The 9,908-nt window shown below is 67.5% G+C and carries 10 protein-coding genes; 5 read left to right on the forward strand and 5 right to left on the reverse strand.

The window, feature by feature from the left end:
* Positions 1-148 precede the first annotated feature (148 nt).
* From ACWDA7_RS39005 to ACWDA7_RS39020, 4 genes are all read right to left on the reverse strand, one after another.
* Positions 149-355, reverse strand: a complete 207-nt coding sequence (locus ACWDA7_RS39005; RefSeq protein ID WP_450611006.1) for a DUF6188 family protein — start codon at positions 353-355, stop codon at positions 149-151.
* Positions 352-483: a hypothetical protein gene (locus ACWDA7_RS39010; RefSeq protein WP_450611008.1), complete on the reverse strand. Its 132-nt coding sequence runs from the start codon at positions 481-483 to the stop codon at positions 352-354. Before ACWDA7_RS39010 ends, ACWDA7_RS39005 begins: the two co-directional genes overlap by 4 nt.
* Before the next feature lie 275 nt (positions 484-758).
* On the reverse strand, positions 759-1,721 hold the full coding sequence (locus tag ACWDA7_RS39015; protein ID WP_450611010.1) for an RNA polymerase subunit sigma-70: 963 nt from the start codon (positions 1,719-1,721) through the stop codon (positions 759-761).
* Between the two features lie 46 nt (positions 1,722-1,767).
* Positions 1,768-2,508: an SDR family oxidoreductase gene (locus ACWDA7_RS39020; RefSeq protein WP_450611012.1), complete on the reverse strand. Its 741-nt coding sequence runs from the start codon at positions 2,506-2,508 to the stop codon at positions 1,768-1,770.
* A gap of 323 nt (positions 2,509-2,831) precedes the next feature.
* On the opposite strand from ACWDA7_RS39020, the gene ACWDA7_RS39025 reads away from it, so the two are divergent.
* From ACWDA7_RS39025 to ACWDA7_RS39040, 4 genes are all read left to right on the forward strand, one after another.
* Positions 2,832-3,269, forward strand: a complete 438-nt coding sequence (locus ACWDA7_RS39025; protein ID WP_450611014.1) for a DUF4259 domain-containing protein — start codon at positions 2,832-2,834, stop codon at positions 3,267-3,269.
* 300 nt (positions 3,270-3,569) lie between these two features.
* The gene (ctaD, locus tag ACWDA7_RS39030) at positions 3,570-5,306 is read left to right on the forward strand and encodes an aa3-type cytochrome oxidase subunit I (protein WP_450611016.1); all 1,737 of its coding nucleotides are present in this window, start codon (positions 3,570-3,572) and stop codon (positions 5,304-5,306) included.
* Positions 5,303-5,680 carry a hypothetical protein gene (locus tag ACWDA7_RS39035; RefSeq protein WP_450611018.1) on the forward strand — a complete coding sequence of 126 codons (378 nt, stop codon included), beginning with the start codon at positions 5,303-5,305 and terminating at the stop codon, positions 5,678-5,680. The genes ctaD and ACWDA7_RS39035 overlap by 4 nt, the downstream gene beginning before the upstream one ends.
* Before the next feature lie 265 nt (positions 5,681-5,945).
* The gene (locus ACWDA7_RS39040) at positions 5,946-6,299 is read left to right on the forward strand and encodes a CoA transferase (protein WP_450611020.1); all 354 of its coding nucleotides are present in this window, start codon (positions 5,946-5,948) and stop codon (positions 6,297-6,299) included.
* Between the two features lie 241 nt (positions 6,300-6,540).
* Here ACWDA7_RS39040 and ACWDA7_RS39045 read toward each other — a convergent pair whose 3' ends face one another.
* Positions 6,541-8,034, reverse strand: a complete 1,494-nt coding sequence (locus tag ACWDA7_RS39045; protein WP_450611022.1) for a multicopper oxidase family protein — start codon at positions 8,032-8,034, stop codon at positions 6,541-6,543.
* A gap of 916 nt (positions 8,035-8,950) precedes the next feature.
* On the opposite strand from ACWDA7_RS39045, the gene ACWDA7_RS39050 reads away from it, so the two are divergent.
* Positions 8,951-9,613, forward strand: coding sequence for a transposase (locus tag ACWDA7_RS39050; RefSeq protein WP_450611023.1), 663 nt, complete (start codon positions 8,951-8,953; stop codon positions 9,611-9,613).
* Positions 9,614-9,908: the final 295 nt, after the last annotated feature.

The raw sequence follows: 9,908 nt of genomic DNA on the forward strand, positions 1-9,908 counted from the left end.
GAGGGGTGGGAGCCCCCGCCGGCCGCCCCCCCGGGTCTGCCCGCCGGCCTTGGGAAGACCAACGTTCCGCCGCATCACTGAGGCCCTGAAGCTCAGCGGTTGGGACCACAGACTGCCGGACGCGGGCAGTAGCTCTGCCTTGCTGTCGTCAGAGCTCCCAGTTGTCCTCGCCACCAGCGCCGACCGTGATCGGATCGACTCCACATCCGGTCAGATGCCAGGACTCAAACTGCGGGTCTGGGCCGATCCAGAGCCCGGCACCATCGTGAAAGTCGATGACCAAAGCACCGTGCTCACGGACATCGACCGCGGTGAGTGACTGCCCGAACAGGCCCAGAACAGGGGCGAGGCTCACACAGTGCCGGGGTCGAGTTTGTGCCATTCGCCGGCAGCGTCCCGGAACAGGAACGGCGTCTCCAGTACCAACTCGGCATCCAGCCGGTAGCCCTCATCTGGATCAAGGGCGCCAAGGCGCAACCGCACTTGATGATCAAAACGGTTCGATGCCGCCGAGGTCCAAACGGCCGGTGTACTTGCGGCGGAGGCTCTCCTGGGCCTCGGACGCCATGACGAGGCAGCCCAGGCCGCCCGCGACACCATCACCGCACTCACGGAACTGTTCAGCCCCGACCACGGGTGCGTCCGCGACGCCCGAGAACTGCTGGAGCGGGCAACGAGCGCCACGGCGTCCTGACCCGGCCTGGCGCTGTGGCCCGCAGATTCTCCTGGAGGCCCGCCACCAGGCCCCTGATGCGGTTTCAGGTGGTGAGCGCGGGCGCGAGGCCGAACGTGGGGACCAGACCTGGGTCGTTGAACGCCGTGATGCGGCTGATCCGTGCGCCTATCAGGGTCAGGACCTGGACTCCGTACGCCTCGTAGCGGTCGGCGGCCGCGCGTTTGTGGAGGACGAGGGCGGGCTGGCCATTGGCGAGGGTGGACGCCATGCGCCACAGGCCAGGACGGAGTACGCGGGCGGAGAGGAATCCGACGACGGCCCGGCGTCCGGTGAACCAGGTCGGGGTCGGCGGCATCTCCAGCTCGACGTCGACCCGCAGCAGGTTCACCAGCGCGTCGGCATCGGCCCGGGTGAACGCCTCGACGTAGTCGTCGAGAAGTGCGCGGCGAGTCTGCTCCGTCGGTTCGGCCAGATCGTCCTCGACCGGTCCGGCCTCGGCCATGCGGGACCGGGCGCGGCGCAGCGCGCTGTCGACGGCGGCGGTCGTCGTGTCCAGGATCTCCGCGACCTCGGCGGTCCGGAACGCCAGCACATCACGCAGCGTCAGCACCGCCCGCTGCCGGGCGGACAGGAACTGGAGCGCGGCGATGAAGGCCAGCCGCACTCCAGTCCTGCCGGCCACCACCGCCGCCGGGTCGTGGCCGCCGAACAGGGCGTCGGGCGCGGGCTGGAGCCACGCCATGGACGGCTCACGGGGAGCCATGGCCACCAGATGATCGTCCATAGGCGCGCTGAGGCTCGACGGAAGTGGCCGTCGGGAGCGCGTCTCCAGCGCCGTCAGGCAGGATCTGGTGGCGATCGTGTAGAGCCATCGCCGCACCGAGGAGCGGCCCTCGAACCGGTCGTACGCCCGCCACGCGCGCAGGTATGTCTCCTGTACCAGGTCCTCGGCGTCGTGGATCGAGCCGAGCATGCGGTAGCAGTGCGCGAGCAGTTCCGGCCGGAACTGCTCGGTCACGGCGGCGAATTCGGCGTTCGAGGGCATCGCGGCATCTCCTGGGGTGCGGTGAGGATGACTGTAGAGCCGTTGCTCAGCCGAGCGGGCTCAGCCCGTCGCCGCCGACCCGGTACTCCGGTGCGCTGTCCGGGTCCCCGGCGAGCTCCACGACGGCCTTGGCGACCTGGTCCGCGGTGAGGACGGGCCCCCTGCCCTTGACGAAGGTGTCACGGTCCACGCCCTGGCGTGCGGCGTAGCCCGCCACCGCGACCGCGCCGACGCCGCCGGCCGGGGTCATGTTGGGCAGCAGCGTGACGAACCGGATGCCCAGGCCGGCCCGCTGCGACTCGTCGGCCGCGTACCCCCGGATGTACCGGATGGCCGCCTTGGCGCTGGCGTATCCGCCGCTGAGCGGGGATCCGCCCAGGACGGCCCCGCTGGACAGCGTGACGACCACGCTGCCCGGCGCCAGCGGCTGCCGCAGCGCCGCCCGGGTCCAGGTGAACACGTGCCGCGTGTCGACGTCCCAGTTGCGAGTGAAGGTCTCCCAGGTGTGCTCGTGCACGGGTGCCATATGCGGTACGGCCCCGGCGTTGAGGACGAGCAGGCCGGGTCGGTGCGTGCCGATCACGTCCTGCGCGAGCGCTTCGTCGGTGGCATCGGCGGCGACGGGGGTGAAGCCCTTGCCTTCGTGTACGGCGTTCAGGTCCTGCTCATGGCGAGCGATGCCGACCACGCGGGTGCCCGCGGCGACCAAGGCGGCGGTGATCGCGCGCCCGAAGCCGCGGCTGGCACCCGTGACGACGGCGGTCTGGAAGAGAGTGGACTCAGACATCGGATACTCCGAAGTGGTGGTCGGGTTCGGTCCCTATCAAGACCAGGGGCGGGAGGAAAATCCGTCGCCGTGGTCACAACCAGCGCAGCGACACAGCTCAGGCGCTCGGTCGTTCGGCGAGGCTCTCCCGCTGACCGGGACCACTGAGAACACCTGTGAGATGCGCACCTGCCGTGCCGCAAGCTTCCGCCCCTCGATCACCCAAGCTTCCCAAGGAGATCCACTGGGACCGTCCCCGTCGTTCGGCGCAGTCGGCACGAACTCCTCGGCCCGATGTCAGTGACCCGTGCGAAGATCCCGGTCAGTGAGGTGAGAGGGGAGCCATGGGTACCTGGGACATCGGTCCGTTCGACAACGACACGGCCGCGGACTTCGCCAACGATCTGGATGATGCTGTCGCAGGAGAGCGTGAAGCCCTCATCCGCGGAGTTCTGGTGCGCACTGTCGGCAACCAGGATTACCTCGAGGGCCCCGACGCCGAGGAGGCCGTGGCCGCTGCTGCCCTGGTCGCCGCCCAATGCCCAGGTGGCGAGCCGGTCAGCCCCCATTACGGTCCTGACGAGCCGGTGCCCGTCCTGCCGGCCGACTTCAGACGGCTGGCCGTCGAGGCCCTGGACCGAGTCCTCGCGGACGAATCCGAGCTACCCGAACTCTGGGGCGAGACCGGAGACGGCGGACAGTGGCGCAGCAGCATCGACCGGCTTCGCGCGGTTCTCGATCCGGCGATGCAGGCACACAAGGATGCGCTGTTCGAGATCTGACGTTCCCGCCATAGCCACGCCCTCACGGATGCCTGACTCGTTTGCCATAACCCCTTGGATGTCGACCCTGGCGAGCAGCGAAGTCGGCGCCGGAACGGACGCGCCGATCGGCCGCCGCCACGTCTGCCATGCCCATGCGCATCGGGCCGACAGCGACACACCCCGGTTGCTCCATTGGGCTGGGATCGTCCTGCCGAATGGCCGTATTCCGGTCGATCGGGGAGGCAGCCCTGCCCCTGGCAGAGCCAGGATGGCGGCTGACTGACGACGCGAACCGCGAGTACCGGGAGACACCCACTTGTGAGCATCCTCAACGAACCCCACGGTGCCGAATCAGGTGTGGAGTCATACGCGAACGAGATGCCGGTCCGGCACAGGCAACCCGGCAATGTCGTGGTCAAGTGGGCGACGACCACCGACCACAAGACGATCGGCACGCTGTATCTGGTCACGTCGTTCGCGTTCTTCCTCATCGGCGGCGTCATGGCCCTGCTCATGCGCGCCGAGCTGGCCCGTCCGGGCCTGCAGATCGTGTCGAACGAGCAGTTCAACCAGGCGTTCACGATGCACGGCACGGTCATGCTGCTGTTCTTCGCGACGCCGCTGTTCGCCGGCTTCACGAACTGGATCATGCCGCTCCAGATCGGCGCCCCCGACGTGGCCTTCCCCCGCCTCAACATGTTCGCCTACTGGCTGTACCTGTTCGGCGCGCTGACCGTCGTCGGCGGCTTCCTCACCCCCCAGGGCGCGGCCGACTTCGGCTGGTTCGCCTACTCCCCGCTCACTGACGCCCACCACTCGATCGGCATCGGCAGCGACCTGTGGATCATGGGCCTCGTACTTTCGGGCTTCGGCACCATCCTCGGCGCCGTCAACTTCATCACCACGGTCATCTGCATGCGCTGCCCCGGCATGACCATGTTCCGCATGCCGATCTTCACCTGGAACGTGCTGCTCACCAGCGTGCTGGTGCTGTTCGCCTTCCCGGTGCTGGCAGCAGCGCTCCTCGCACTCGAGGTGGACCGCAAGTTCGGCGCCCAGGTCTTCGCGGCGGCCAACGGCGGCCCCCTGTTGTGGCAGCACCTCTTCTGGTTCTTCGGCCATCCCGAGGTCTACATCATCGCGCTGCCCTTCTTCGGCATCGTCACGGAGGTCATCCCGGTCTTCGCGCGCAAGCCGGTGTTCGGTTACATGGGGCTGGTCGGCGCGACGATCTCCATCACGGGCCTGTCGGTCACAGTGTGGGCGCACCACATGTTCGTGACCGGTGGTGTGCTGCTGCCGTACTTCTCCTTCATGTCGTTCCTGATCGCGGTTCCGACCGGTGTGAAGTTCTTCAACTGGATCGGCACCATGTGGAAGGGCTCGCTGTCCTTCGAGACACCGATGCTGTGGGTGACGGGCTTTCTGGTCACCTTCCTCTTCGGCGGCCTGACCGGTGTCATCCTGGCGTCGCCGCCCCTGGACTTCCACGTCTCGGACAGCTACTTCGTGGTGGCGCACTTCCACTACGTCGTGTTCGGCACCGTCGTCTTCGCGATGTTCGCCGGATTCCACTTCTGGTGGCCCAAGTTCACCGGCAAGATGCTCGACGAGCGCCTCGGAAAGATCACTTTCTGGACACTGTTCATCGGATTCCACACGACGTTCCTGGTACAGCACTGGCTGGGCGCCGAGGGGATGCCCCGCCGGTACGCCGACTACCTGGCCACCGACGGCTTCACCTGGCTGAACACCGTCTCGACCATCGGATCGTTCCTGCTGGGGCTGTCCATGCTTCCGTTCTTGTACAACGTGTGGAAGACCGCCAAGTACGGCAAGCCGGTCGGCGTCGACGACCCGTGGGGCTACGGCCGTTCGCTCGAGTGGGCGACCTCCTGCCCGCCGCCCCGGCACAACTTCCACACCCTGCCGCGCATCCGCACCGAATCCCCGGCCTTCGACCTGCATCACCCCGACCTTTCGCAGATCGACTACCAGGATTATCGCGGCAAACGAGGGATTGAGGGGCCGGGGCGCGAAAGGGGCCGGCCTTGACGTCATCGAGCCGTCATGGGACCCCGCCGGACCGGCAGAGCGGCACACTCGCCAACGAGGTCGAGGGTTACCTCCTCCTGCAGGCAGAACGAGAGCAGGCGCAGCGGGAGGCCGAAGCCCTCTGCGCTCGCCTGCCCTGGCTCACGCAAGGGCAGGCCGAGGATCTGGCCCGCCATTACACCGAGCAGCGCCTCGGTCTGACGCGGGAGGCGCTGCAGGCCACTGCCGACCGGGCCAAGCGCCTGCGCGGCGAATACGAAGCCCGCTACGCCACCTTGCGTCGCACCCTGCTCAGAAGGCATGCCGTCTGCGCGTGCCTTGTGATGGCCTGCTCCACCGTGGCCGGCGTCGGGACCTGTCTGTTGGCCCGCTGATCCGACCTCCTGGAGTTGCTCCGGTCTGATGGACGTGGACGGGCTTGCGGACCATGCTGCTGACTGGGCGACGCTGACGGACGTCTGTGCCGCGAGCCGACGCACGTGCCCGGTGCCACTGATGCCCGGTGCGACTGGGATGACCGCTCGCCGAGCGACGACTGACGGACGACTCTCCCGCGAGCCGACCCTTGTGCCCGATGCGACTGGGATGATTCGCCGAGCGACGGCGACGCGGGTCATAGGAGCCGAGCCGGCAGAGTCCGTGACGGATGCCGCGGGAGCGAGCGCCCGCCGTGTGCTGAGTGGCCCCCGGCAGGACGTCCAGGCGACGCGGACCATGCTGCACGGCAAGTGGGACGTGCCCTGCGCACCCGTGATGAGCATGAAGGAGATCGCCGAGGACAAGGCGCTGCGCGAGAGCGGCACCGTGCTGGAAGTGGAGCAGAAGGGCCGCGGAACCTATCTGACGGTCGGAAGCCCGATCAAGTTCTCCGGCTTCATCCCCGAGATCAAGGGTGCTCCGCTGCTCGGCGAGCACACGGACGAGGTCCTGGCAGACCTTGGCTACGACGCGGACACCATCACCGATATGCATGCTCACCAGGTCGTGGCTTGACCTGCCAGGGTGGGTGTCCAGGTGCACCCACGGTGGTGAGGTCACGGCCGGCCGCGGACGCCGGAAGGAGCAGCACTGCGGGTGCCGATCAGGATGAACCATCGGCACCCGCGTCGCTCTGCGTCGTCCGTCCGACTGCCACCGGCCCCCGCCGGGTGGCGGTGTCCTCGACTTGCGTCCAGTTGCCTTCCAGATCAGTCGCGTTGGCCTGGCCGATCGCGCGTTGGCCTGGCCGATCGGGTCAGTGGCCGGGGTTCTCGTCCGTCGGGTGGGCCGCACGGTCGTCGACGATGTCCAGGACGGACATCATGCCCATGTCCTCGTGGTTGAGGAGGTGGCAGTGCAGCACCGTTCGGCCGGTGAAGTTCGTGAAGTGGATCCGGAGGACGAGCTTCTGCCCGCGGAGGATGTTGACCGTCTCGTGCCAGGAATGGGCGGGGTCCACGGCCTTTCCGTTCAGGGACATCACCTGGAACTGGTTGGTGTGGACGTGGAAGGAGTGGTCCTCCTGTGTGTCGTTGCGGATCGTCCACTCCTCGACCGTGTTGAGCCGGGAGACGAAGTCGACGCGGTTCGGGTCGTAGTACTTACCGTTGATGAAGAACCGTGTGCCGGCCTTGTTCTCGGTGTACACCATCGTCTTACGGTCGGCGATCTTGGCGTGGGAGAGATCGTCGAGTGGCCCGAAGACGGATGGGATGCGGGCCCGCACCACGGAGGGACCGCCGGTGACGACTGTCGCCAGGTTCGCCTGCGGGAAGCTGTTGCCGGCCGGTCCGGTGTAGAACGGCAGCGTCTCCAACTGAGTGGTACCCGCCGGCCCGCCTTGCACCAGTACGTCGTACCGGGCGGCGGCCGGGATGATCAATGTGTCCGCGGAGTAGATCCGGTGGACGGGATAGCCGTCCTGGGCGATCACGTGGAACGTGGAGCCTTTGAGGCGCAGCTTGTAGTAGATGTTGGCGCCGATGTTGGCGAGACGCCACAACTGGGTCTCTCCGGGGCGGATGTGGACCACGGGATTCTGCTGGCCGTTGACCGTGCGGTTGGTCTTGGCCTGGATGGACAGCGGGTGGATCTTGATCTCGTCGCCCTGGATCTGGTTGTCCTTCAAGGCGATCACGTGCTCGGTGATGTTGCGGAGGGAGGACGGCAGGTACTTCCGCAGACCGTCGATGATGATGAGGCCCGACTCGCCTCCGGCCACCTGAGCGGCCGAATGCATGTCGATGTGCGAGTGGTACCAGTACGTGCCCGGCTTGATGTCACGCGGCAGCTGGTACGAGTAGTGGTAGGTCGTATGGGGCTTGATGGAGATGAAGATGTCGTCAGCGGGCTGCCGCGGCGACACATGCAGACCGTGCGTGTGCAGGTTGGTGTCTGCTGTGACGCCCTGCCACTCCGCCCTGACGCGGTTCACCATGGCCAGTTCGAGGCGGTCGCCCGGCTGGGCCCGGAGTGTGGGCGGCATGTAGCGGCCGTTGTAGGTCAGCGCCCACAACCGGCGATCGCCCACCAGCACCTTGCGGCGCTCCACCACGATGGTGGTCCGCAGGACCCCGTTGCGGCTCACCACCTCGGGCGGATCCTGGAGATCGGCGCCCTTGGCCGGCTGCCCGGACGGCGAGGAGCCGGCCGCCGGTCGTTCGGCGGGCGGCGCGTCACAACCGGACAGCCAGGTCACCGCGAGCGCCAGACCGACGAGGAACCGGGTCAGCTTGGAGGAGGAGTGCATGACGGTCTCTCTCTGGGAGCGCGTGCCATGCTCGGGGAGGCCGAGACCAGACGAGCCGGACGTGATCCGTGTTCATGCGGGTCGGGGCGGACCGCGGCAGGTGGGTTCAGTCAGTCGGTCGTGGAGAATAGTGGCATTTGTGGCGTTTTGTGAGGTGACGCGCCACGGAGTCATGCGCGCCGAGCCCGAATGAAGTGACTGCCGGGCAACCGCCGGACGCGGTCCGCGGGGTTGGCCGCACAGCGCTTCCAGCCGGAGCGGTCAGGTCACGTTCACGGCGGCGTCGCACTCGGTTGTACGGTGGGCGCGGGATTCGTACCCACGGTTTCGAACCCCTGATGATGCCACCAGCCGCTGATTGACTCTCGCCCAAGTGGCGTGCGGGGGAGACTGCAGAGCCGGTGTCGTACTTGAAGGAGTACTAATCAGCCCTTCCGCTGAGCAGCGGAACTTCGGAGGTCCATGGCCCTGACCAGCTCAGGAGCCGTGGGCTTCTGTCGTTGTCGGTGGGCGTCGGGTGACCTCGGACGGCCCAGGGACGGCCCAGGCCCGATCGCTCCGCCAGGGCCAGCACCGGGCCTACGATTGACGCGGCCCGCGTCGGCCGGTGGCTGCTTCCCCAGTCCTGGCCCGTTGTGGAGGGGACCAGCCCGTTCGAGCCGGGCCCGGGTGGGGAGGCGACATCCGCTTTAGGAGTTCGATCCGACTCCGCTCTGGCTGCTGCCGTCGGCTGGTGCGACGGCCGGACAGAGACGCTGATGTACGCCCTCGTTCGGCGTCGTTGATGTCAGCTGTGGATGTCAGAACCGTCTGATCCGTAGCTCTATGCGGATTGGTCGGTGAGCGTCACACCGTTCGCGCTGGTAGGACTCCGTTAGCTCTGCGTGTCGGCTGTGTTCAGGAACATGAGGACTGTGTGGACGCACATGAAGTCAATCGTGTTCGGGCGACGTTGTCGTCGTGCGTGGCGGATGTGTTCGCCTCGGTGCCGCGCAAGGACCAGCGGGCCAAGAGCGACTGCTATCTGCGGGGACTGATGACGGACGGTCGCCACAAGTCGATCCAGGCCATGGCCTCGCGGCTGCCGGATGGCAACGAGCAAAACCTGCGGCAGTTCGTGAACCAGTCCACGTGGGATCCGGTGCCGGTGCGCCGGCTGGCAGCCGCCGCCGGACGGAAAGCCTTCACCGAGGTGACCTGGCGGGAGGGCTCCCGCGGAGCGATGGCCTCCCGCTTCCTCTCCGTCAAGGTCCGTCCGGCCGGGGTGCGCTCGCGCCGGCTGACCCGGACAGCCGCAGTGGCCGAGCACGGCCGGTGGGACGACGTCCTGCCCGAGGTGCGGCTGCTGGCCGAATGGCCCGACGGCGAGGACAAACCAACCCGCTTCTGGCTGTCCGACCTGCCCGACGACACCCCGATCCCGGACCACTTCGAAGGCCGCTCCTGGAACGGCTGGCACCACCACGCCACCCTGGTCACCGCCGCCCACGCCTTCCTCACCGAGCAGCGGCCGGCCCCAAAAGCCGATACAGCGGGCTCACCCTCTACCAGATCCTCGACACCCTTCAGGACCTGCTGAACTGCTGGACCGGCACCTTCACCACCTGTCACCGATCCCTGCCCAGCAGGACACACAACATCAAGATCAAGACAGACCTAACGGAGTCCTACCAGCTGTCGCCACCATCAGAGGCGCGGTCCCTCACGCGGGGCCGCGCCTCCGCCCTCGGTCAGATGAGCGAGTTGTAGATGTTCCAGCCGTAACCGATCGAGGCCCGGGCCCGGAAGGGCGCCGAGGCGTTGCCGGTGCCCCGGTACAGCCATAGGCCACCCTTGCTGTCGCGGGCGACGAGGTCCGCCTTGCCGTCCCCGGT

The organism is Streptomyces sp. NPDC001156, from assembly GCF_053598275.1.